The organism is Rhodococcus sp. GB-02 (assembly GCF_053470465.1).
Genome location: NZ_JBPUKE010000001.1, coordinates 1027287 through 1050652 on the forward strand (window position 1 = coordinate 1027287; position 23366 = coordinate 1050652).

General features: G+C 62.8%; 24 protein-coding genes. 21 read left to right on the top strand and 3 right to left on the bottom strand.

Going from position 1 to position 23366, the window contains the following annotated elements; genetic code table 11:
• Positions 1-192 precede the first annotated feature (192 nt).
• The 13 genes from ftsH to ACSW29_RS04950 all read left to right on the top strand — a co-directional run bounded on the left by ftsH (position 193) and on the right by ACSW29_RS04950 (position 11257).
• Entirely contained in the window at positions 193-2715 is a 2523-nt protein-coding gene (ftsH, locus tag ACSW29_RS04890; RefSeq protein WP_448276688.1) for an ATP-dependent zinc metalloprotease FtsH, read from the top strand.
• A gap of 59 nt (positions 2716-2774) precedes the next feature.
• Positions 2775-3392, top strand: coding sequence for a GTP cyclohydrolase I FolE (gene folE / locus ACSW29_RS04895; protein ID WP_019746783.1), 618 nt, complete (start codon positions 2775-2777; stop codon positions 3390-3392).
• A gap of 5 nt (positions 3393-3397) precedes the next feature.
• Positions 3398-4258: a dihydropteroate synthase gene (gene folP, locus ACSW29_RS04900; protein WP_448277404.1), complete on the top strand. Its 861-nt coding sequence runs from the start codon at positions 3398-3400 to the stop codon at positions 4256-4258.
• Between the two features lies 1 nt (position 4259).
• Positions 4260-4625, top strand: a complete 366-nt coding sequence (gene folB / locus ACSW29_RS04905; RefSeq protein ID WP_448276690.1) for a dihydroneopterin aldolase — start codon at positions 4260-4262, stop codon at positions 4623-4625.
• The gene (gene folK, locus ACSW29_RS04910) at positions 4622-5125 is read left to right on the top strand and encodes a 2-amino-4-hydroxy-6-hydroxymethyldihydropteridine diphosphokinase (RefSeq protein ID WP_448276692.1); all 504 of its coding nucleotides are present in this window, start codon (positions 4622-4624) and stop codon (positions 5123-5125) included. Before folB ends, folK begins: the two co-directional genes overlap by 4 nt.
• Before the next feature lie 17 nt (positions 5126-5142).
• Entirely contained in the window at positions 5143-5610 is a 468-nt protein-coding gene (locus ACSW29_RS04915) for a DUF3180 domain-containing protein (protein WP_347871969.1), read from the top strand.
• A 68-nt stretch (positions 5611-5678) separates the two neighbouring features.
• A complete protein-coding gene (locus ACSW29_RS04920) occupies positions 5679-6788 on the top strand; it encodes a DUF6779 domain-containing protein (protein WP_448276693.1) in 1110 nt (369 codons plus the stop codon).
• A gap of 110 nt (positions 6789-6898) precedes the next feature.
• Positions 6899-7840: a Rossmann-like and DUF2520 domain-containing protein gene (locus tag ACSW29_RS04925; RefSeq protein ID WP_317827607.1), complete on the top strand. Its 942-nt coding sequence runs from the start codon at positions 6899-6901 to the stop codon at positions 7838-7840.
• Positions 7833-8765 (top strand): pantoate--beta-alanine ligase, encoded by a 933-nt coding sequence (gene panC, locus ACSW29_RS04930; RefSeq protein ID WP_448276694.1) that lies wholly within the window; start codon positions 7833-7835, stop codon positions 8763-8765. Before ACSW29_RS04925 ends, panC begins: the two co-directional genes overlap by 8 nt.
• Positions 8766-8792: 27 nt before the next feature.
• On the top strand, positions 8793-9239 hold the full coding sequence (gene panD, locus ACSW29_RS04935; RefSeq protein WP_003945761.1) for an aspartate 1-decarboxylase: 447 nt from the start codon (positions 8793-8795) through the stop codon (positions 9237-9239).
• A gap of 3 nt (positions 9240-9242) precedes the next feature.
• Entirely contained in the window at positions 9243-10058 is an 816-nt protein-coding gene (locus tag ACSW29_RS04940) for a type III pantothenate kinase (protein WP_448276695.1), read from the top strand.
• A 219-nt stretch (positions 10059-10277) separates the two neighbouring features.
• A complete protein-coding gene (locus ACSW29_RS04945; RefSeq protein WP_317827686.1) occupies positions 10278-10838 on the top strand; it encodes a cysteine dioxygenase in 561 nt (186 codons plus the stop codon).
• On the top strand, positions 10835-11257 hold the full coding sequence (locus ACSW29_RS04950) for a rhodanese-like domain-containing protein (protein ID WP_003945445.1): 423 nt from the start codon (positions 10835-10837) through the stop codon (positions 11255-11257). The genes ACSW29_RS04945 and ACSW29_RS04950 overlap by 4 nt, the downstream gene beginning before the upstream one ends.
• A 21-nt stretch (positions 11258-11278) precedes the next feature.
• On the opposite strand, the gene ACSW29_RS04955 is transcribed toward ACSW29_RS04950, so the two are convergent.
• Entirely contained in the window at positions 11279-12238 is a 960-nt protein-coding gene (locus ACSW29_RS04955; RefSeq protein ID WP_448276696.1) for an AraC family transcriptional regulator, read from the bottom strand.
• Between the two features lie 80 nt (positions 12239-12318).
• Here ACSW29_RS04955 and ACSW29_RS04960 point away from each other — a divergent pair, with 80 nt between their 5' ends.
• Genes ACSW29_RS04960 through lysS form a run of 3 tightly spaced genes read left to right on the top strand, consistent with a single transcriptional unit; the run spans position 12319 to position 15175 of the window.
• Positions 12319-13152 carry an NAD(P)H-binding protein gene (locus tag ACSW29_RS04960; protein WP_448276697.1) on the top strand — a complete coding sequence of 278 codons (834 nt, stop codon included), beginning with the start codon at positions 12319-12321 and terminating at the stop codon, positions 13150-13152.
• Positions 13149-13652 (top strand): anthrone oxygenase family protein, encoded by a 504-nt coding sequence (locus ACSW29_RS04965; RefSeq protein WP_317827604.1) that lies wholly within the window; start codon positions 13149-13151, stop codon positions 13650-13652. The genes ACSW29_RS04960 and ACSW29_RS04965 overlap by 4 nt, the downstream gene beginning before the upstream one ends.
• Before the next feature lie 11 nt (positions 13653-13663).
• Positions 13664-15175 carry a lysine--tRNA ligase gene (lysS, locus tag ACSW29_RS04970; protein WP_003945834.1) on the top strand — a complete coding sequence of 504 codons (1512 nt, stop codon included), beginning with the start codon at positions 13664-13666 and terminating at the stop codon, positions 15173-15175.
• A 48-nt stretch (positions 15176-15223) separates the two neighbouring features.
• Here lysS and ACSW29_RS04975 read toward each other — a convergent pair whose 3' ends face one another.
• Positions 15224-15553, bottom strand: a complete 330-nt coding sequence (locus ACSW29_RS04975) for a hypothetical protein (RefSeq protein ID WP_448276699.1) — start codon at positions 15551-15553, stop codon at positions 15224-15226.
• A gap of 434 nt (positions 15554-15987) precedes the next feature.
• Between ACSW29_RS04975 and ACSW29_RS04980 the strand changes: the two genes are divergently transcribed.
• The 5 genes from ACSW29_RS04980 (at position 15988) to ACSW29_RS05000 (ending at position 21667) form a co-directional block, all read left to right on the top strand.
• Positions 15988-16326 (top strand): histone-like nucleoid-structuring protein Lsr2, encoded by a 339-nt coding sequence (locus ACSW29_RS04980; RefSeq protein ID WP_230816812.1) that lies wholly within the window; start codon positions 15988-15990, stop codon positions 16324-16326.
• Positions 16327-16431: 105 nt separating this feature from the next.
• Entirely contained in the window at positions 16432-17373 is a 942-nt protein-coding gene (locus ACSW29_RS04985) for an esterase/lipase family protein (RefSeq protein ID WP_448276700.1), read from the top strand.
• 5 nt (positions 17374-17378) lie between these two features.
• On the top strand, positions 17379-18269 hold the full coding sequence (locus tag ACSW29_RS04990) for an esterase/lipase family protein (protein WP_448276702.1): 891 nt from the start codon (positions 17379-17381) through the stop codon (positions 18267-18269).
• A 297-nt stretch (positions 18270-18566) separates the two neighbouring features.
• Complete coding sequence (locus tag ACSW29_RS04995) at positions 18567-21110, top strand: ATP-dependent Clp protease ATP-binding subunit (RefSeq protein WP_003945604.1); 2544 nt, start codon at positions 18567-18569, stop codon at positions 21108-21110.
• A gap of 77 nt (positions 21111-21187) precedes the next feature.
• Positions 21188-21667 (top strand): nucleoside deaminase, encoded by a 480-nt coding sequence (locus tag ACSW29_RS05000; RefSeq protein WP_317827601.1) that lies wholly within the window; start codon positions 21188-21190, stop codon positions 21665-21667.
• A gap of 56 nt (positions 21668-21723) precedes the next feature.
• Here ACSW29_RS05000 and fadD5 read toward each other — a convergent pair whose 3' ends face one another.
• On the bottom strand, positions 21724-23313 hold the full coding sequence (fadD5, locus tag ACSW29_RS05005) for a fatty-acid--CoA ligase FadD5 (RefSeq protein ID WP_448276704.1): 1590 nt from the start codon (positions 23311-23313) through the stop codon (positions 21724-21726).
• Between the last annotated feature and the right edge of the window lie 53 nt (positions 23314-23366).

A 23366-nucleotide genomic window follows, 5' to 3' on the forward strand; every position in this document is an offset into this window, starting at 1 on the left:
GCGGCGTAGCCCGGGAACCTGATCGGCAATACGCACGTTGAACACAGTGACGACCGTTCCGACCAAGCGGCACGGCTGCTGGCGGGCATCGATGGGGCCGATCGCGGTAACCTGCAGGTGTCCGGTTGGCAGCCGGAAGGCGACCTGGCAGACCCGCACTCTCGAAAGGACCGGCCACATCGGCCGACCTGTATGAACCGTAAGACTGTGTTCCGTAACGTGCTACTCGTAGCCGTCGTGCTGTTGGTGATCTATGCCTTCAGCTACTTCAGCAACGACACCCGCGACTTCAAGACCGTCGACACGTCGGTCGCGATCTCCCAACTCGACGCCAAGAATGTTGCGTCGGCGCAGATCGACGACCGTGAGCAGCAGGTTCGTCTGTGGCTCAAGAATGGCAACGACGCCACCGACGGTAAGACGCAGATCCTGGCGAAGTACCCCGCGAGTGCGTCGGAGCAGATCTTCGACAAGGTCGAAGGCGCCGGTGCGGACAAGTTCAACACTTCGGTCACACAGGAGAGTTGGCTGACGTCGATCCTTCTGTTCGTGCTGCCGATGATCATTCTGTTCGGCATCTTCTTCTTCGTCATGAACCGGATGCAGGGCGGCGGTGGTCGCGGCGGAGTCATGGGATTCGGTAAGTCGAAGGCCAAGCAGCTCACCAAGGACATGCCGAAAACCACGTTCGCCGACGTCGCCGGTGCGGACGAGGCTGTCGAAGAGCTGTACGAGATCAAGGACTTCCTGCAGAACCCAGCTCGCTACCAGGCGCTCGGCGCCAAGATTCCTCGCGGTGTGCTGCTGTACGGCCCTCCCGGAACCGGTAAGACGCTGCTCGCTCGCGCTGTTGCAGGCGAAGCCGGCGTCCCGTTCTTCACCATCTCCGGTTCGGACTTCGTCGAGATGTTCGTCGGTGTCGGTGCTTCGCGTGTTCGCGACATGTTCGAGCAGGCCAAGCAGAACAGCCCCTGCATCATCTTCGTCGACGAGATCGACGCTGTCGGTCGTCAGCGCGGCGCAGGTCTGGGCGGCGGACACGACGAACGTGAGCAGACGCTCAACCAGTTGCTCGTCGAGATGGACGGCTTCGGGGATCGCACCGGCATCATCTTGATCGCCGCAACCAACCGCCCCGACATCCTGGACCCCGCACTGCTGCGTCCGGGACGCTTCGATCGCCAGATTCCGGTCGGCGCCCCCGACCTCGCCGGTCGCCGCGCGATTCTGCGCGTGCACTCGCAGGGCAAGCCGATCGATCCCAACGCCGACCTCGAAGGTCTCGCCAAGCGGACCGTCGGAATGTCGGGCGCCGATCTCGCCAACGTCATCAACGAGGCTGCGCTGCTCACCGCACGCGAAAACGGAACCGTCATCACCGAAGCTTCACTCGAGGAATCGGTGGACCGTGTTGTCGGTGGGCCGCGTCGTAAGAGTCGCATCATCAGCGAGCACGAGAAGAAGATCACGGCCTACCACGAGGGCGGGCATACGCTCGCTGCCTGGGCAATGCCTGACATCGAGCCGGTCTACAAGGTCACGATCCTCGCTCGCGGTCGCACGGGTGGTCACGCGATGACCGTGCCCGAGGACGACAAGGGTTTGATGACGCGTTCCGAGATGATCGCTCGTCTCGTGATGGCAATGGGTGGACGTGCCGCTGAGGAACTGGTGTTCCACGAACCCACCACCGGAGCGTCCTCGGACATCGACATGGCGACAAAGATCGCCCGCGCGATGGTCACCGAATACGGCATGAGTGCCAAGCTCGGCGCGGTTCGCTACGGACAGGAGGGCGGGGATCCGTTCCTCGGCCGTTCGATGGGCGTGCAGTCCGACTACTCACATGAAATCGCTCGGGAAATCGACGAGGAGGTGCGCAACCTCATCGAGGCGGCGCACACCGAAGCGTGGGCAATCCTCAACGAGTACCGCGACGCGCTCGACCTCATCGCGACCGAACTACTCGAACGTGAGACGTTGACTCGCAAGGACCTCGAGAAGATCCTTGCCGGCGTCGAAAAGCGTCCGCGCATCACGGCTTTCAACGATTTCGGTGGGCGCACGCCTTCGGATCGTCCGCCGGTGAAGACTCCGCGCGAACTCGCGATCGAGCGTGGCGAAACTTGGCCGGAGCCCGCTGCCGCACCTGTTCTCGTCAAGGCAGGCGCACCCAACAACGGTGTTCCCAACAACGGCAACCAGGGACCCTCGAACGGCTACGCACAGCCGTCGTACCCGCAGCCGAGTGCTCCGCAGAACGCTCCGCAACCGGGTACACCCGACTACGGAGCGCCCGCCGGATGGTCGGCACCGGGTTGGCCTCCGCGTGAGAACCAGTCGCCGACGTACCCCGGACAGCAGTCGGGTGGATACACCGGTGGACAGAATCCGAACCCGCCACAGGGCCAGTATGGTCAGCCCCAACACGGTCAGCCCCAGCCCGATCAGGGGCAGTACGGTCAGCCGCATCCGGGACAGCAGGCGTACCCGGAGCAGCCGCACCCCGGCCGCCGTTACCCCGCACAGCCCGACTACCCGGTGCAGTACCCGGACAGTGGACCCTTCGCCGATCCGAACCGGGGAAACCCGTCGGGTGAAAACCAGTGGCAGAGCCCCGCACCGGAACAGCCGCAAACTCCTCCGCCGCATCATTCGGCTGAGGACGAGGGACCGAGCACCGTTCGCTGGGACGGACCGGACGGATCTCGCTGACCTTGCGCCACTAGGCTCTGCGGCGGGGGACCTGTGAACAATTCTCGAGGAGAGTTCGGTTGTCGGTGAATGATGTGGCCAGTGAACTGGTGTCGCTCGGAACGGGCCGCCCGTTCGATCAGGCGCGGGCAGAGGCTGCCGTACGGGAATTGTTGATCGCGGTCGGTGAAGATCCCGAGCGCCCAGGCCTGCTCGATACGCCGGCCAGGGTGGCGCGCTCGTACAAGGAGATCTTCGCGGGTCTGTACTCCGAACCCGACGATGCGTTGAACACAACTTTCGACGAGGGGCATCAGGAATTGGTGCTCGTGCGAGACATTCCGATGTTCTCGACGTGCGAGCACCACCTGGTGTCTTTCCACGGTGTTGCCCACGTGGGTTACATCCCGGGAAAGTCCGGCAAGGTCACCGGTTTGTCGAAACTGGCGCGTGTTGTCGACCTGTACGCCAAGCGTCCGCAGGTTCAAGAACGCCTGACCAGTCAGATCGCGGACGCTCTGATGCGCAAGCTCGATCCGCGTGGAGCCATCGTCGTCATCGAAGCCGAGCATCTGTGCATGGCGATGCGCGGTATCCGCAAGCCAGGAGCCAGCACGACCACGTCTGCGGTTCGTGGGCTCCTGCAATCCAGCGCGGCCTCACGGTCCGAAGCGCTGGACCTCATCCTTCGTAAGTGAGCGAGATGTCCGCGGCTCCCGTTGCAGACAGCGATCCGGACCGAATGGTCGTGATGGGGATTCTGAACGTCACCGCCGATTCGTTTTCCGACGGTGGCCAATTCCTCGATCGTGACGCGGCGATCTCTCGTGGGCTCGAACTGCAACGCATAGGCGTCGACATCGTCGACATCGGCGGCGAGTCGACGCGTCCCGGTGCCACTCGAGTGGACCCGAAACTCGAGGCCGATCGTATTGCCCCGGTGATCGAAGAACTGGTTGCTGCGGGAATCCGCGTCAGCGTCGACACGATGCGTGCTTCTGTCGCCGCAGCCGCGATCGAAGCGGGCGCGGGGATCGTCAACGACGTCTCGGGCGGTCGCGCGGACCCCGACATGGCGTCCGTTGTGGCCGACGCCGGAGTGCCCTGGATCCTCATGCATTGGCGCTCGGCCCGCGACTACGTCCATCGTGGCAGTGCCGATCACTACGACGACGTGGTCCGAGACGTCCGCGACGAACTGCTGTCGCAGGTGGACCTGGCCTTGAAGGCGGGCGTTGATTCGTCGTCGATCATCCTCGACCCCGGCCTCGGGTTCGCGAAGAACGCCGACCACAACTGGGCTCTGTTGCGGGCCCTGCCCGAGTTCAACGCACTCGGATTCCCGGTCCTGGTCGGCGCTTCCCGTAAGCGGTTCCTCGGGTCGCTGCTCAGCGATCCGGAAGGCAATCCGCGCCCGCCGGCTGGCCGCGAGACTGCGACGGCCGTGGTCTCCGCCCTTGCGGCGCGCGAAGGCGCCTGGGGCGTTCGGGTGCACGACGCACAAGCCTCGCTCGACGCCATTGCCGTGGTCGACGCCTGGAACCGTGGACGAGAAAGGGCCTGACATGGGGGACCGAATCGAATTGCGCGGGCTGAAGGTTCGCGGCAATCACGGAGTGTTCGACCACGAGAAGCGTGACGGTCAGGACTTCTTCATCGACATCACGGTGTGGATGGACCTGGCGCCCGCGGCGGCGTCGGACGATCTGACCCAGACCCTGCACTACGGCGAGTTGGCGGAAGCCGCCGCAGCCATCGTCGCCGGCCCTTCGCGTGATCTCATCGAGACCGTCGCTGCCGAGATCGCTGACGACGTCATGAAGGATTCGCGAGTCGAGAGCGTCGAGGTCGTGGTGCACAAGCCGTCGGCGCCGATTCCGCTGGTCTTCGCGGACGTCGCCGTCGTCGCACATCGGACCAGAGCGGCATGACGCGCGCTGTTCTGTCGATCGGTTCCAACATCGGCGACAGCGTGGCTCACCTGCAGTCCGTTGTCGACGGGTTGGGCAGCGCCGTCGTTGCTGTCTCACCGGTCTACTCGACGGCGCCGTGGGGTGGCGTCGAGCAACAGGATTTCTACAATGCGGTGGTGGTGGTCGACGACCCCGAGGCCGACAGCGCTGAATGGCTTCGCCGTTCGCAAGCTCTCGAAGAAGCCGCCGACCGGGTGCGCGAACAGCGTTGGGGACCCCGGAGCCTGGATGTGGACGTGGTCGACTGCGAAGGCGTCGTCAGTTCCGATCCTGAACTCACACTTCCGCACCCCCGGGCTCATCTTCGTGCCTTCGTGCTCGTTCCCTGGCTGGACGTCGAGCCTGATGCGACGCTGATCGTCGACGGTCGGAAGTTGTCGGTGGTAGAAATTCTGGACGGCCTCGATCGCAGCGAACGTGAAGGTGTGCGCACTACCGATGTGGTGCTTGCGCGGTGACCGAACAAGACAACGGATTGAAGCCGACCCGGATCAGTGCACTCGCGGTTCTGGCCGCGGTTGCGGCCGTGGCCACCTGGATTCTGATTCGCGTGTTCTACGGTTCGATGCCCCCCATCCCTGTTTATGCGGGAGCGTCGCTGTACTTCGTGGCCGTTGCCGAAGCCGTCTTCGCTTTTGTCATTCGTTCGCGTGTCAAGAATCGTCAGGTCGGCGACGGGCTCAGACAGCTCCATCCGATCACTGCCGCCCGCGCGCTGGCATTGGCAAAAGCATCCGCTTTGGTCGGTTCAGCTACCGTGGGTGTCTGGGTTGGAGTGCTGGTGTATCTCATCCCACAGCGCTCGGTTCTGCAGGCCGCGGCCTCCGACACGCCGGGCGCGTGGGTGGGGTTGGGCGCCGCAATTGCGCTGGTAGCGGCAGCTCTGTGGCTCGAACACTGTTGCAAGACGCCGGAAGATACACCTGACGAGCCGGCGCACTGACAGCCTGGTCGGCAAATCACCCACCGAGGTACGTGGCGACCCCGGTCGCGGCAAGTACCCTGGCAACCATGACAAATTCTGGTCGATCGAAGTCTGCGCGCCGAAGCAAGCGCAGCGCGAGCCAGATGATCATTGCTGCTCTTCTGGCACTTGCTGTCATTGCTTCGCTGTTTTTGATCTTCAGCAACAGCGTTCAGCTTCTTCGGGTGGGACTGGTCGTCGCTCTGTGGGCAGCCACCCTCGGCGCTATCGCCATGACCAAGTATCGGCGAGAGTCGGCACTGGACAAAGCCAAGGTTGCCGATCTGCAGACCGTGTACGAACTGCAGCTCGAACGTGAAATTTCTGCTCGACGCGAGTACGAACTGAGCGTCGAAGGCCGCGTGCGACGTGAGGTGACCGCAGACGCGGAGGAACTGGCCGGGCTGCGCGCCGAATTGGTCGCGCTGCGCCGAAACCTCGAAGCGCTTTTCGAAGGTGGACTTCTGCCCGAACAGACCGCGCTCAAGACCGATTCGACGCGAGTACCGGAACTTGGCGGCAGTTCGTACGGTGCGTACCAGCCGGCACCGTCGGGACTGTACGTTCCCGGCGCCGGCCAGAGCGGGCCCAGCCAACCGGCACCGAACGTCGGCGGGTTGGCTTCGCCCAACGACGATCCGGTGACTGCCGAGACAACCGTCGTGTTCGCCGAGACGTCGTGGCGCGACAGCAGCTTCGTGGCGCCGCGTGTCGTGCCGACCCAGAAGTCTCAAGAGGCGCAGAAGCCCCAGGATCAGACCCGGAACCAGGCTCCGAAGAGTTCTCCGGTGAGTTCTGTGAGTTCCACGCCGACACGAACGGCGAAAGATGTTCCGGTGGAGAAGGATCCGGAGCCGGTCGCGCCGGTCGAGCCTGAAATCAAGGCTCCCGCCCAGGCCCCGAACATCGAGGACGCCGTCATCGAAGACGCCGTCGTCGAAGAGGTGCCCGAGGTTGTTCCCGAGGTTGTTGCGGAAACAGAACCTGAACCCGCCGCTGAGTCCGACGCAGAGCCGCGCCGTCGTCGTCGCGCTGCCCCGGAGGATGCCGCGAGTGGTGCTCATTCCAACGGATTGACCGTCGCCGAAATAATGGCAAATCTGAGTTCGACCAACCCGTCCGAAGGCTCCGGTCGACGTCGTCGCCGAGAGGACTGAGTCGCAGATCACTCGCCCAGCCATGGCATGACGGTTCGGGCGAAGGATATCCTCGGACCCAGAACGTCTGGTACCCGCCGAGCGGGACTGGAACGAACGAGAGGAATCCGGTGACTTCCTTCGGGATCACTAATGGACCTGCACCTGCGCGATTGACGGTAGGAATTGTCTCCGCAGGCCGGGTCGGAACAGCTGTCGGTGCCGCATTGGAGCGAGCCGGTCATGTTGTCAGCGCTTGCTCCGCCGTCTCCAGTGCCTCGGTCGCCCGCGCTGTGAAGCGGCTTCCCGATACCGAAATTCTTCCGGCTGCCGACGTCGCAGCTCGCTCCGAACTGCTGATTCTCGCTGTTCCTGACGACCAGCTTGCTGATCTTGTTCGGGGGCTCGCGGCCACCCACGCCGTCAAGCCGGGCACGCTCGTCGCCCATACGTCCGGTGCCAACGGCATCGCGATCCTGGCCCCGCTGACCGAACTGGGCGCGCTGCCCTTGGCCATCCATCCGGCGATGACGTTCACTGGTCACGACGAGGACACTGCGCGTCTGTCGTCGGCGTGCTTCGGAATCACCGCTGCCGACGACATCGGATACGCGATCGCGCAGTCACTGGTTCTCGAGGTCGGCGGCGAGCCCGTCCGAGTGCGCGAGGAGAACCGCGCGCTCTACCACGCGGCACTGGCGCACGGCAGTAATCACCTGGTCACGCTCGTGGTCGACGCCGTCGAGGCGCTGCGAGCGTCGTTGCAAGGTGACGAGCTGCTCGGTCAGCAGTTGATCGACGGCGATCCGGGTGGAGTGGCCGAGCGTGTCCTGCAACCGCTGTTGTCGGCTGCCCTGGACAACGCACTACGACGCGGTCCCTCGGCGTTGACCGGCCCGGTGGCACGCGGCGATGCCGCTGCCGTCGACACACATTTGCGCGTACTGACAGAACTGGATCCGGAGCTCGCTGCCGGCTATCGAGCGATGTCCTTGCGATCGGCCCAGCGGGTGGGCGCCCCCACCGAATTGTTCGACATCTTGACTGAAACGGGAGGTGACCGTCGTGAGTGATTTGCAGGGCGGATACAAGCGCGGCGAACTGACGGTGCACCACGATCCGGACAAGCTTCGGCGCGTCTCGCGGGCACTGCGTGGAGTCGGGCGTCAGGTGGCTCTCGTTCCGACGATGGGTGCGCTGCATGCGGGCCACATCGAACTGGTTCGTCAGGCCAAGGTCACGGGCGCCGTCGTGATCGTTTCCATCTTCGTGAACCCGCTTCAGTTCGGTGTCGGCGAAGACCTGGACGCGTACCCGCGCACTCTCGATGCCGATCTCGACCTGCTGCGCGCCGAGGGCGTCGAATTGGTGTTCGCGCCGAGCGCCAAGACGATGTACCCGCGGGGCCAGCGCACCACCATCGTGCCGGGTCCGTTGGGTAGCGAACTCGAAGGCGGCTCGCGCCCGACGCACTTCGCGGGAATGCTGACCGTTGTGGCGAAGTTGCTGCAGATCGCGGCACCCAATCACGCGTACTTCGGTGAGAAGGACTACCAGCAGCTGACGCTCATCCGTCAGATGGTGTGGGATCTCAATTTCGACGTACAGATCATCGGAGTTCCGACCGTCCGCGAGTTCGACGGCCTTGCGTTGTCCTCTCGCAATCGCTACCTCGACGAGAGCCAGCGCACCGCAGCGGTCGCGCTGTCCGCAGCTCTGATCGCCGGTGCACACGCGGCGGCCGGGGGAGCGGAAGCAATTCTGGAAACCGCACGCGCTGTCCTGGCAGCTGTTCCGGAAATCGAGGTCGACTACCTCGAGGTTCGGGGCGTCGATCTGGGCCCCGCTCCCGAGCGAGGTGATGGCCGACTGTTGGTGGCCGCCAAGCTCGGAACCACCCGCTTGATCGACAATGTCGGTGTCGCCGTGGGAACCGGCTTCCTCGAGCGTGACACCGATCCATCTGCCGACGCCATCGACGACCTGCTGTCTCACTGAGCACTTTTCACGAGTAAGGACCTGGATATGTTTCGCACAATGATGAAGTCGAAGATCCACCGCGCCACCGTGACTCACGCCGACCTGCATTACGTCGGGTCCGTCACCGTCGACCAGGATCTGATGGACGCAGCAGACCTCCTCGAAGGAGAACAGGTGTGCATCGTCGACATCGACAACGGTGCGCGTCTCGAGACGTACGTCATCGCCGGCGAGCGCGGAACTGGTGTCATCGGAATCAACGGTGCGGCAGCGCATCTGGTCAAGCCGGGCGACCTGGTCATCCTCATCGCCTATGGGGTGATGAACGAGCAGGAAGTCAAGGAGTACTCCCCGCGCGTCGTCTTCGTCGATGCCGACAACAAGCAGATCGAACTCGGCTCCGACCCGGCTCACGCGCCGGAGGGTTCGGGTCTGATCACCCCGCGCATGCTGTCGACACTCGAGGCCTCGCGCGAATCCAGCCTGGTGTAATCCATGCTGCTCACGGTCGACGTGCGGAACACCAATATTGTTCTCGGTCTGTTTTCCGGAACTGGTGAGCATTCGAAGCTATTGCAGGACTGGCGAATGCGAACCGACCCTCGGATGACTGCCGATGAGTTGGCGTTGACCTTCCGTGGGCTGTTGGGTACTCATGTCGATCAGATCGCCGGCGTCGCCGCGCTGTCGACGGTGCCGTCCGTCTTGCGTGAGATCCGCGTCATGCTCGAGCGGTACTGGGGTCATGTTCCCCATGTCGTGGTCGAGCCGGGCGTGCGCACCGGGGTGCCACTGCTGGTGGACAACCCCAAAGAAGTCGGAGCCGACCGGATCGTCAACAGCCTTGCCGCGCACGATCTTTACGAGGGTCCGTGCATCGTCGTGGACTTCGGCACGTCGACCTGCGTCGACGTCGTTTCCGCCAAGGGTGAGTTTCTGGGCGGCTGTATCGCGCCTGGGCTCGAGATCTCGACCGACGCCTTGGCGTCGCAGTCTGCTGCTTTGCGCAAGGTCGAATTGGTGCGTCCGCGTTCGGTGGTCGGGAAGAACACCGTCGAATGCATGCAGTCCGGCGCGGTATTCGGCTTTGCGGGCCTCGTGGACGGACTGGTCAACCGCGTACGCGACGAACTGCCCGAGTTCGGTGGTGACGATGTCTCCGTGATCGCAACCGGGGACAGTGCACCGCTGATCATCCCCGAATCCGACACCATCGATCACTTCGAACGAGACCTCACACTCGAAGGGCTCAGGTTGGTCTTCGAGCGCAATCAGGCGCGTCGCGGATCAGGTCGACGACCGGTCGCCTGATCGATGGTCATGTTCCAGCAGTTTCGCGATCGCGAAAGTTATGCCACAATGGTGCTCGTGAATCGCTGCATGGGTGCTCAGGAGTGTTGTCGAGGCTGACCGCTGCCTTGACCAATTCACACTCCTTGGAGCTAGCTCGTGCTATCCACATATTCTGCAGATCTCTCTGTTTTGGCCCCGACTCTTACCGCTGACCGTGGTGTTTCCGCAGGTCGTGGCATCAATCGCGGGCCCTCCGGACGCCGTCCGAGCGGTGCGTCGTTGCCTACCCGCCTTCGCCCGGCCGATTTGCTGCGACTGACCGACGAGGGAGCGAATGGCGTGCTCGACGGCCGTTTCGATCACCTCATCCCCGACGCCTTCCCGACGCTCGATCGTTGGTCCACCCGCTTGCATGCGGACGACGACGTCGATGTGTGGCTCATCAGCTGGGTGCCCGAACGCAACACCGAATTGCACGACCACGCAGGCTCGTTCGGCGCATTGACCGTCCTCAGTGGTTCGCTCACCGAATTCCGTTGGGCAGGTGACGCCCTGGTGGAACGCCAGCTCGACGCCGGCGATCAGGCTTCGTTCCCGCTCGGGTGGGTTCACGACGTCGTGCGTTCGACGAATGCTCCTGGTGCTCCGGTCGAAATCAGCTCGGATGCACCGACTCTGAGTGTTCATGCCTACTCGCCGCCGCTGACGGCAATGTCCTTCTACGAAGTGACGGATCACCGGACTCTTCGTCGCACCCGTACCGAGCTGACCGACCTGCCCGAGGGGGGCACCAAATGACCATCGACCAAATGCTCGACGACGCTCGCGCACAGATCGATCGCATGTACGTCTTCCAGCTCACAGAAGCTTTTCACCGCGGAGCAATCTTCGTCGACATTCGCCCGCAGGCGCAGCGCGCCATCGAGGGAACTCTTCCCGGCGCACTCGCGATCGAGCGGAACGTTCTCGAGTGGCGACTCGACCCCACCAGCAGCGCACACCTCGCGTTGGCCACCGACCACGACGTCGAGTGGGTGATCGTCTGCTCTGAGGGCTACACCTCGAGCCTGGCCGCAGCGTCGTTGCAGCAGCTCGGCCTGCACAAGGCCACCGATCTGGTGGGCGGGTACCAGGCGATCAAGGCGGCCGGCCTGCTCGGTGCGCTCAGCGGAGTTCGTCATTGCTCCCGCGAGTTGGCGGCTGTTTCCGCTCACTGACCCGTTTGCTGTGCGCCTTTGTCAACCGCGGGCGGTTAACAAAGGCGCACAGCAGGTCTGGCGATAGATCTTCGGACTCACTCCGTGATGGCGTGTGAAGGCCGTCGTGAGGGCGAAGGGGCTCGAGTAGCCGACTTCTCGGGCGATCGACGACACCGTTCGTGCCGGGTCTGCGAGCAGATCCGCGGCCACGGACATGCGCCATTCAGTCAGATAACCAACCGGCCCGATGCCCATGAGGTTGGTGAACCGGCGAGCGAAAGCTGCTCGCGAACTGCCGGCTTCCTGGGCCAAACTCGCGACCGTCCAGGGATGTTCGGGCCGATTGTGTATGAGCCGCAAGGCATACCCGATGGCGGGATCCTCGTATGCCTTGATCCATCGCGGTGATCGATCCGGATTCTCGGCGAACCACGCACGGACCGCCGAGATCAGGACAAGGTCCAGGAGTCGGTCCAACAACACCTCCTGCCCTGGCCCATCGGAGGCGATCTGTTGTTCCAGGAGGTTTGTCATCGGCGCAGTTTCGATGCTGCGTCGGACCACCGCGACGGGTGTCAGGCTGTCGAGGATCTGGCGGCTGACGTAGGAGTCCAAACGATATGTGCCCGTGAGCATGACGGTTTCGCCGCTCGCCGAGTTGCCCCACGTGCGAACCCCGAGCACTGACATGTGCTCGAGCGGTGAGCCGTCGACCGCGGCGCAGTTCTGCGCCTCGTCGATGAGTACGTGAACCGGGGTGCCGGGCTGATCGGCGACCGTATACGGATCCGGACCCCGCAGAAGTGCCACGTCGCCGGCCTCGAGATTCTCGGTCTGGCCGGTGTCGGAGATGACGACTGCGCTGCCGCGAACCAGAATCAGCACGGTGACGGGTGCGTGGTCCTCGATACGTAACGACCACGGCGGATCGAGCAACGAGCGCAACAGAAATGCACCTTCCGCTCGAGACCCGGCCAGCATCATCGACAATGCATCCATATTTCGACGGTAGACGCTGGCGTATGTTTTTGCGACCTTCAGCTATGGATCGTATTGCCGTCGCGCGGTCGAATGAGTTCATGACTTCAACAAGTGAAATTCAGTCGGCGGTAGTGATCGGTGGTACCGGCAAGACCGGTGCGCGCGTTGCACAGAGGCTGACGGCGGAGGGAATCCCTAACCGAATCGCGTCGAGAGCATCCGGGACACTTTTCGACTGGAACGATCAGACGACGTGGCAGCCCGCGATGTCGGGTGTCGAAGCGGCATACGTGACCTATGCGCCGGACCTCGCAGTGCCGGGATCGAGCACGCACATCGAGGAATTCGCGGAGCTTGCGTACAGCGAAGGGGTTCGTCGCATGGTGCTTCTGTCCGGACGGGGTGAACCGGCGGCACAGAAAGCCGAGCAGGTTCTGGCCGACAGCGACCTGGAATGGGCTGTGGTGCGGGCCAGTTGGTTTGCCCAGAATTTCAGCGAAGGGTATCTGCTCGACCCGATTCGAGAAGGCCACCTGGCACTTCCGGTAGGTGGGGTGGGGGAGCCGTTCATCGACGTCGACGATCTCGCTGACGTGGCGGTGGCCGCGTTGACTCGAACCGACCTCCTCGGCCGAGTCCTCGAGGTGACAGGTCCGGAGTTGCTCACTTTCGCGGAGGCAGTGGACACGATTTCGACGGCGTCGGGTCGCGCGGTGGAGTTCGAAAGAATTGGACGGCAACAATTTTCCGACAGCATGACGGAAGTCGGCGTCCCGAGTGACATCGTGGACTTACTGACGTACCTGTTTGCCGAAGTTCTCGACGGACGGAATCAAAGCGTGACCGGCGTGGTCGAAGAGGTCCTGGGACGGCCCGCACGCGATTTCCCTACTTTTGCCGCCGAGGCCGCTCGAACGGGGGTCTGGTCGTGAAGAAATCCGAGATCATTCTGGAGCTGCTGGTCGGCATGACTGCGCTCGGTGCGCTCGTCGCCGGTGGTGCGTTGTTTGCGTTCTCTTCCTTTGTGATGCCCGCCCTTCGGTCGGTGGATGCACATACCGCGATCACGTCGATGCAGGCGATCAACGTCGAAGCGCCGCGCAGTGCGTTGATGCTGCCGCTGGTTGGATCGGCGCTCACCGCGATCGCCGCCGGAATCTGGGCATCGATCTCCAGGCCGGACGGCTGGGTCCTTGCTGTTTTCGGTTGCGTCGGGATACTCGCGTCCTTCGCGGTGACCGCGATCTACCACGTCCCCCACAACGACGCGTTTGCCTCGGTCAGCACTACCGACGCCGCCGCATGGGCGTCGTACGAGGCTGGTTGGACTATGTGGAATCACGTCCGGGTCGGGCTGTACTTGCTGTCGGGAATCGTGCTCGCGGTGGCCGCGGTGCTACCAGCAACAAACGCGGTGGACACGGCCCAGTAGTCTTGTACCCCGTGAGTGATGTAGAAGCCCAGCCAGTCGACGACACCCCCGAGCAGCTCCGTATCCGGCGTGAGAAGCGTGAACGGATCCTCGCGCAGGGCCAGGAGGCGTACCCGGTTTCGGTTGATCGCACCCACACGCTCGCGCAGATCCGCGCGGAGTACCCGGAACTCGAGCCGGACACGGCAACGGGTGTGTTGGTCGGTGTCGTCGGCCGCGTCATCTTCATGCGCAACACCGGAAAGCTGTGCTTCGCGACTCTGCAGGAAGGCGACGGCACCCAGCTGCAGGCCATGATCAGCCTCGCCGGCGTCGGCGAAGAGGCACTGGCTGCCTGGAAGTCCGACGTCGACCTCGGCGACTTCGTGTTCATTCACGGTGAGGTAATCAGCTCCCGTCGCGGCGAGCTCAGTGTGATGGCCGACGCCTGGCAGATCGCATCCAAGTCGCTGCGCCCCCTGCCGGTTGCGCACAAGGAAATGAGCGAAGAGTCCCGGGTGCGTCAGCGCTACGCGGATCTGATCGTTCGCCCCGAGGCTCGTGACAACGCTCGCAAGCGCGTCGCTGTTGTCCGCGCGCTGCGCAATGCGCTCGAGAGCCGCGGTTTCCTCGAGGTCGAGACGCCGATGCTGCAGACGCTGCACGGCGGGGCGGCAGCTCGTCCGTTCGTCACACATTCGAACGCTCTCGACATCGACCTGTACCTGCGTATCGCGCCGGAACTGTTCCTCAAGCGTTGCGTCGTCGGCGGTATCGAGAAGGTCTTCGAGATCAACCGCAACTTCCGCAACGAGGGCGTCGACTCCACTCACTCGCCCGAGTTCGCGATGCTCGAGACGTACGAGGCCTACGGCACGTACGACGATTCCGCGAAGATGATTCGTGAGCTCGTCCAGGAAGTTGCGCAGGAAGCATTCGGCACGCAGGTCCTCACTCTCGCCGACGGTTCCGAGTACGACGTCAGTGGCGAGTGGCAGGTCCTCGAGATGTACCCGTCGTTGTCGGCGGCCATCGGCACCGAGGTCACCCCGGATACGACGGTCGACGAGCTTCTCGCTTTGGCGGAGAAGGTCGGCCTCGAGGTTCCCAAGGACAAGGGTTACGGCCACGGCAAGCTCGTCGAGGAACTGTGGGAGCACCAGTGCGGCGATCAGCTGTACGTGCCGACGTTTGTCCGTGACTTCCCGGTCGAGACGTCGCCCCTGACCCGTGATCACCGCAGCAAGAAGGGTGTCACCGAGAAGTGGGACCTGTACATCCGCGGATTCGAGTTGGCGACCGGCTACTCCGAACTTGTCGACCCGGTGATCCAGCGTGAGCGCTTTGTCGATCAGGCGCGCCTCGCGTCGGCCGGCGATGACGAAGCGATGGTGCTGGACGAGGAGTTCCTCGCCGCGATGGAACAGGGCATGCCGCCTACAACGGGCACCGGCATGGGAATCGATCGACTGCTGATGGCTTTGACCGGCCTCGGTATTCGCGAGACGATCCTGTTCCCGATCGTTCGTCCGTCCGCTCGCTGACTTCACTTCGATCAAGGTTCGGCCGCACATGTTGCGGCCGAACCTTTTTCAGTTGGGACGCTCCCAAGGGATTCGGTACGGTTCGTAGTCTTCGTCCACGTCAGCTATCGGCGGTGCCGAGAACCAGATGAATCTGGGTGAGTCCTTCAGCTCGACCAGTTCAGCGGGGAGCGCTCGAAGTTGGGATTCGATTTGTTCCCAACGACATTCGCCTCCCGCCACCCGCGTTGCATAGTGGCGAAGTTCGGCTGAGGCTTCGGGTCCGCCGGTGAGAAAGTTCAGCAAGTGGTCGGTGACGTCGATCCGGGAGTCCCAGTCCCCGTCCGTGACCCGGTCCAACTTGATCGCTGCATCGTCCACCGCTGCTGCTGCCTTCATGATCTTGTCGTAGCCGCCGCGCAGCTCGGGCGGTACCTCGGAGTCTGTACGGCATCAGCCCATGGATCGCGACCGGTCCCCGGGTTGTAGCCGGTTTTCTGATCATCGAGTTTTCGTTCCAATTACCGCTCAGCGGTGCGATCAGTCGTTCCAACGGGCTCCACCCGGTCACGGTCTTGAATACGTTGTCGACGTCTCCCACCCACCCCTGCAGATTCCGCGATGACCTTTCGGATGTCGTCGGTCGCAGACTGGGGCGGCGGAAAGTCGACGGTGTTTGCCAGCGAACCCCATTTTGTATTCCATCCCTGTCGTAAGTAAATGCAAAGACGTACCCGGCGGTGAGCAGTTCCAATCATCTGGATCAGCCGAGACAGGACGTTTGTCCAGGTGCTATCGTCGCTGCTTATCAAAGGATCTGGGGAGGAATGGTCGTGGTGAAAAAGGTTGTTGTCACGATGGTTGACGATCTGGACAAAAAATCGCCCGCTGACGAAACTGTGGAGTTTTCCGTCGACGGAGTTGCTTACGAAATCGATCTCACCGCCGCCCACGCCGTGGAACTGCGCGATGCACTGAAAAAGTGGATTCCCCATGCGAGAAGGTCGAATTCCGCCAAATCGGTCAACGGGTCGGTGACCAAATCCCGACCGGTTGCCGACCGTGATCAGAGTGCGGCCATCCGCGAATGGGCCAAGGGTGCGGGCTTCGAGATTTCGGCCCGGGGACGCATTTCCACCGAGGTGCGCCGAGCCTACGAAAAGGCTGTCTGAAATGGATCGCAAACGGATTCGGACACATTTCTCCGAAATGGAATGATGACGTGTTCTAGTTTGCTAGCGTCTGCCCGGTTCGCATCTAACGAAGAGGGGTCGGAAGTGCGCAGAATCAGGTTGTTCGGGGGAGCCATTCTTGCCGCGGTGATGCTCGTCGGGTTCACATCGGTGGCGTCGGCTCAGGCTCCTCTGCCCGTTCCCAATGCCTTCCTTGCCGGTGTTCCTCAGGAGTTGGGAAATCCTGGCGGTTCAGCTCCTGGATCCAATGACTTTTCGTGCAGGCCGACTGCTGAACATCCCAATCCGGTTGTGCTCGTTCACGGAACGGGTGGAAACAGGCAGACCAATTGGGCTACCTATGCGCCGTTGCTCGCCAACGAGGGCTACTGCGTCTTCGCGCTGACGTACGGAAACTTCCCCGAGCAGCCGTGGCCGCTGTCGGCCATCGGTGGAATGCAGGAAATTCCTTCCAGCGCAGCACAATTGTCGAATTTCGTCGATCAAGTTCTGGGCGCTACGGGCGCAACGTCGGTGGATCTCGTCGGGCATTCGCAAGGCACGATCATCAACGGGTACTACGCGAAGTTCCTCGGCGGTGCCGACAAAGTGGACAACATCGTTTCGGTGGCATCGCTGTGGAAGGGAACCCTCGGAAACGAGCAGGCAAGTATCGGCCGCAGCCTTCGCGAACTCGGGGTATCCGAGGCAGCACAGGCCGGATTCCCGATCTGCAAGGCGTGCCTGAACATGGGGGCCGGTTCGGAGTTCATCGAAAATCTCCGTGCGGGAGGCGTTTACGCGCCGGGCGTTCACTACACGAACATCACGACCCGCTACGACGAACTGGTGCTGCCGTATACAAATGGGCTGGAGCCCGGGCCGAACGCAACCAACATCGTCGTCCAGGACGGTTGTGAGCAAGACATCTCCGATCATCTCGCCATCGCGGCGTCGCTGCGCGCGGCGACTTTTGCTCTCAATGCACTCGATCCCGCGCATCAGCGGCCGGTACCGTGCAACTCGGTATTGCCCGTCGTGGGTTGATCAATATGTGGAGGCCTTCGGTGGGGATTCGAACATGCGTGGGCGCTCTCGCTCTGGCGGGAGCCGTGGCCGCGACCGCCGCACCTCTTGCGTCGGCGAACGAACCTCTTCCCGTTCCGTCCGGTTTCTTCAGTGGAATCGCCCTCGAAGCGACCAACCCGGGTGGATCGGCCCCTGGCACCAACGACTTCTCGTGCACGCCTTCCGCCGCTCATCCTGATCCCGTCGTTCTGGTGCACGGGACGGCGGCCAACCGTCAGACCAATTGGGGCGTACTCGCACCCGTACTGGCCAACGAGGGGTACTGCGTTTTCGCGCTCACCTTCGGGAATCGAACGGACCAGCCGTGGCCGATTTCTGCAGCCGGCGGTCTCGCGCCGCTCGGAGACAGCGCAGAGCAGTTGGCGGAGTTCGTCGACCAAGTCCTTTTCGCGACCGGTAGCTCGAAGGTTGACCTGATCGGACACTCCCAGGGGACGACGGTCAGTGCCTACTACGCCAAGTTCCTCGGCGGCGACGCGCATGTTTCCAAGATCGTCTCCATCGCTCCGTTGTGGGACGGCTCGGAGGTCGGGCCGCCGGAAGGCGTCGGGGGACCGGATTTCGACAACGCCACCTTCGTGACCGAACTGCGCGACGCGGGTGTCTACTCCGATGACGTCGAGTACACCAACATCGTGACTCGGTTCGATCAAGTGGTCGTTCCGTACAGCAGCGGAATACTGGCCGCGTCGAACGCGTCGAACATAGTTGTTCAGGACGGTTGCGAACAGGACCTGTCGGATCACATCGCGCTGGTGGCGTCGCAGCGAACAGCGACTCTGACGCTCAACGCGCTGGATCCGTCGAATCCGCGTGAGGTGCCGTGCACTCGGGTACTCCCGATATTCGGCTGATCAGGCGTCGAAAATCGCTGTTCGCTTCAGGCGTACAGGAACCGGGAAACGATTCCCTCAGCTGCGACGTTGTGAACGGTAAGCAGTCCGGCTTCCGCCGCCAATCGGGTGGAGGAGCAGCAGGTGGACTTCGCGCCCTCTAGAGTAATAAGTGGGGTCGTGCAACCTTTGTCGATTCGTGGACGTCAGTCCGCTGACCGGCGAGGCGATCAGTCTGTAGTGCCGGAGCGAAACGCGGCGACCAGGGACGAGACATCCGGTCTCGAACCTGCCCGCCGGAGAGTGTGAGGGAGAGCGATGTTCGAGAGGTTCACCGATCGCGCGCGGCGCGTTGTTGTCCTGGCTCAAGAAGAAGCCAGGATGCTCAACCACAACTACATCGGCACGGAGCACATCCTTCTCGGCCTCATTCACGAGGGCGAAGGTGTTGCAGCCAAGTCGTTGGAGTCGTTGGGTATCTCCCTCGAGGGAGTCCGCAGCCAGGTCGAGGAGATCATCGGCCAGGGCCAGCAGGCTCCGTCCGGTCACATCCCCTTCACGCCGCGCGCCAAGAAAGTCCTCGAGCTGAGTCTGCGCGAAGCGCTGCAGCTCGGACACAACTACATCGGTACGGAGCACATCCTGCTCGGTCTCATCCGCGAGGGTGAGGGCGTAGCAGCCCAGGTTCTGGTCAAGCTCGGTGCCGATCTCAACCGCGTCCGCCAGCAGGTCATCCAGCTGCTGTCGGGCTACCAGGGCAAGGAGCCCACCGAAACCGGTGGCACCCGCGGAGAGGCCGGCACGCCGTCCACCTCGCTCGTGCTCGACCAGTTCGGTCGCAACCTGACGCAAGCTGCCCTCGAAGGCAAGCTGGACCCGGTCATCGGCCGCTCGAAGGAAATCGAGCGTGTCATGCAGGTTCTCTCGCGTCGTACCAAGAACAACCCGGTTCTCATCGGTGAACCCGGTGTCGGTAAGACCGCTGTGGTCGAGGGCCTGGCTCAGGCAATCGTCAACGGTGAGGTCCCCGAGACCCTCAAGGACAAGCAGCTGTACACGCTCGACCTCGGGTCGCTCGTGGCCGGCAGCCGTTACCGCGGTGACTTCGAAGAGCGCCTGAAGAAGGTTCTCAAGGAGATCAACACCCGCGGCGACATCATCCTGTTCATCGACGAGCTGCACACTCTCGTGGGTGCGGGCGCGGCCGAGGGCGCTATCGACGCGGCCTCCATCCTCAAGCCCAAGCTTGCCCGCGGTGAGCTGCAGACCATCGGTGCCACCACTCTCGACGAGTACCGCAAGTACATCGAGAAGGATGCCGCTCTCGAGCGTCGTTTCCAGCCCGTCCAGGTGGGCGAGCCGACCGTCGAGCACACCATCGAGATCCTCAAGGGTCTTCGTGACCGCTACGAGGCTCACCACCGTGTTTCCATCACGGACGGTGCTCTCGTGGCAGCTGCGACGCTGGCCGATCGCTACATCAATGACCGCTTCTTGCCGGACAAGGCGATCGACCTCATCGACGAGGCGGGCGCGCGAATGCGTATCCGTCGGATGACCGCACCGCCGGACCTGCGCGAATTCGACGATCGCATCGCCGACGCGCGTCGCGAGAAGGAGTCCGCTATCGACGCGCAGGACTTCGAGAAGGCTGCGAACCTGCGTGACAAGGAGAAGACCCTCGTTGCTCAGCGCGCTGAGCGTGAGAAGCAGTGGCGTGCGGGCGACCTGGACGTCATCGCCGAGGTCGACGACGAGCAGATCGCCGAGGTTCTGGGCAACTGGACCGGTATCCCCGTCTTCAAGCTCACCGAGGAGGAGACCACTCGTCTGCTCCGCATGGAAGAGGAACTGCACAAGCGGATCATCGGGCAGGAAGAGGCAGTCAAGTCCGTCTCGAAGGCGATCCGTCGTACGCGTGCAGGTCTGAAGGATCCCAAGCGTCCCTCGGGCTCGTTCATCTTCGCCGGCCCGTCCGGTGTCGGTAAGACCGAGCTTGCGAAGTCGCTCGCCAACTTCCTGTTCGGCGACGACGACGCTCTGATCCAGATCGACATGGGCGAGTTCCACGACCGCTTCACCGCTTCGCGTCTGTTCGGTGCCCCTCCCGGGTACGTCGGATACGAAGAGGGTGGCCAGCTCACCGAGAAGGTGCGCCGCAAGCCGTTCAGCGTTGTGCTGTTCGACGAGATCGAGAAGGCACACCAGGAGATCTACAACACCCTCCTGCAGGTGCTCGAGGACGGCCGTCTCACCGACGGTCAGGGACGTACCGTCGACTTCAAGAACACGGTGCTGATCTTCACATCCAACCTCGGTACTTCGGACATCTCCAAGGCAGTCGGCCTGGGCTTCAGCTCGGGAACGGGCACGGAGTCGAACTACGAGCGCATGAAGCTCAAGGTTCACGACGAGCTGAAGAAGCACTTCCGTCCCGAGTTCTTGAACCGTATCGACGACATCGTCGTCTTCCATCAGCTCACGAACGAGCAGATCGTTCAGATGGTCGACTTGATGCTCGCTCGCGTCGAGGCAGCGCTCAAGAACAAGGACATGGCCATGGAGGTCACCGACAAGGCCAAGTCGCTTCTGGCCAAGCGCGGATTCGATCCGGTACTGGGTGCACGACCGCTGCGTCGTACCATCCAGCGCGAGATCGAGGACCAGATGTCCGAGAAGATCCTCTTCGGAGAGATCGGACCGGGTCACATCGTGCTCGTCGACGTCGAGAACTGGGACGGCGAAGGTTCGGGCGAGGACGCGAAGTTCACGTTCACGCCCACCAAGAAGCCGATCGACGTGCCGGACGCACCGCCGATCGAGCTGACCAAGGCCGGCGAAAGCGAAAGCGCAGCAGAGTAGTACAGCACAGCAAGTAACGAACGGGCGGCACCTCACCGGTGCCGCCCGTTTCGTGTATCGCGGGAGAGGATGAGCACATGAACGACATCGAACTGGGTCACCTGCGCCGTTGCGTCGAATTGGCTTCGGAGGCATTGGATGCGGGGGACGAACCTTTCGGTTCCGTCCTGGCAGCGGCCGACGGAACTTTTCTGGCGGAGGATCGAAACAGGATTGCGGGCGGCGACAACACTCGCCACCCCGAGTTCGAGCTGGCGCGGTGGGCGGCTCAGTACCTGACGCCGGAAGAGCGCTCCACAGCAACGGTGTTCACCTCGGGCGAGCACTGCGCGATGTGTTCGGCCGCGCACGCATGGGTGGGACTGGGACGTATCGTCTACATCTGTTCTTCGGCCCAACTAGGCGACTGGCTCGAGGAGTGGGGCGTGGTTCCGGCGCCGGTGAAGTCTTTGTCGGTCAACGAGGTTGCGCCGAACATCCCGGTCGAAGGTCCGATTCCGGAGTTGGTTCCGCAGGTGCGGGATCTGCATCGGAAGTTGCATTCGCAGAGTGCTTGAAGGGCACGCACAAACGGGCGGCACCTCGCTGGAGGTGCCGCCCGTTTCATGTCGAGTCAGGAAACTGCGTCGACCGCTCGAACCTTCTCTCGCAGTTCACCCTTGACAACCTTGCCGCTAGCGTTGCGCGGCAGCGCTTCGACGACGACGATGTCCTTCGGGTGCTTGTAGCGCGCGAGACGATCATTGAGGAAGCTGCTCAGCTCCTCGATGGTCAGGTCCACGGCCGAACCTGGCGCCATCGCGACGATCGCTACCGGCACCTCGCCCCACTTGGCGTCGGGGCGACCGACGACGGCCGCTTCAACGATCAATTCGTGTTCGTAGAGAACGTTTTCCACCTCGGCGCAGTAGATGTTCTCTCCGCCGGAGATGATCATGTCCTTCTTGCGATCCACGACGTAGACAAAGCCCTCGTCGTCGACTCGAACGAGGTCGCCGGAGTGGAACCATCCACCGTGGAAGGCGTCAGCGGTGGCGGTGGGGTTGTTCCAGTACTCGCTCATCATCGTGGGCCCGCGGTAGACGATTTCACCGATTTCACCGGGCGCCACGTCGTCCATGTTCTCGTCGACGACCCTGGCCGAAATGGTCGGGATGACCCGACCGACGGATCCGAGCTTACGAATCGCGTCCTCTCCGTCGAGAACGCAAGTGATGGGCGACATCTCGGTCTGACCGAAGACTGCGACATTGAACGCGTCTGGGAAGGTCTCTGCCATCGCCCGCAGGATTGTATCGGACGATGGTGCGGCGCCCCACGAGATGTTCTTCAGTGACAGTGCTCGAGGTTGCGCCTTCTGAACTGCGCACACGGCCTGCCATTGCACGGGCACGAGGAACAAGCTGGTGACCTTCTCGGCTTCGAGAATGTCGAGTAGCTGACCAGGGTCGAATGCGCCGACCGGATGGATCACCGTGGTCGTGCCGAGTTGCAGATTCGGTGCGATGGAACCGAGGGCCGCGATGTGGAACATTGGCGACGCGCAGAAGCCGATGGAATCGGCATTGAACAGGTGGAAGGCCCGGATACAGGTCAATGCTTGCGAAGCCAGGTTCGAGTGGGAGAGCACCGAACCCTTGGGGCGACCGGTGGTTCCCGAGGTGTACATGATGAGTGCAGGAGTATCGTCCGGGATGTCGACGAACGCGTGAGCCTCGCCCTCTTCGCTGACCAGGTCCTCGTAGTTCAGGCTGTCACCCTCGGCGGGGGCGCCCACGGTGATGGAGATGTCGATACCCTCTGACACGGCACGCGCCGCTCCGGCCAGTGGAGCCAATGGTCCCTCGGCGACAATGACTTTGGAGCCGGAGTCGTTGACCAGGTAAGCGACCTCGGGTGGCGTGAGACGGAAGTTCACCGGAACAGCTATCGCGCCCAGTGCGTTGGTCGCGAGCACGATCTCGAGGTATTCGGGGCGATTGAGCATCAGGATGAGCACGCGGTCGCCGAAGCTGACGCCGCGTCGGGCTAGAGCGTCTGCCAGCTTCTCGACGCGCGCGTCGAGGGTGCTCCAGGTGATGGAATCGCCCAAAAATCGCAGCGCGGTGCGATCGGGAATCATCTGCGCATGCCTGGCGATCTGATTGTTCCAGTTGGTGCGGCGTGAACGCTGCGCCTCGGAGACTGCATCGGTGGAGGCCATCGATGGGTTCCTCTCATGCGTGGGTGATTGTGTGACTCAGGCTACAGTGAGCC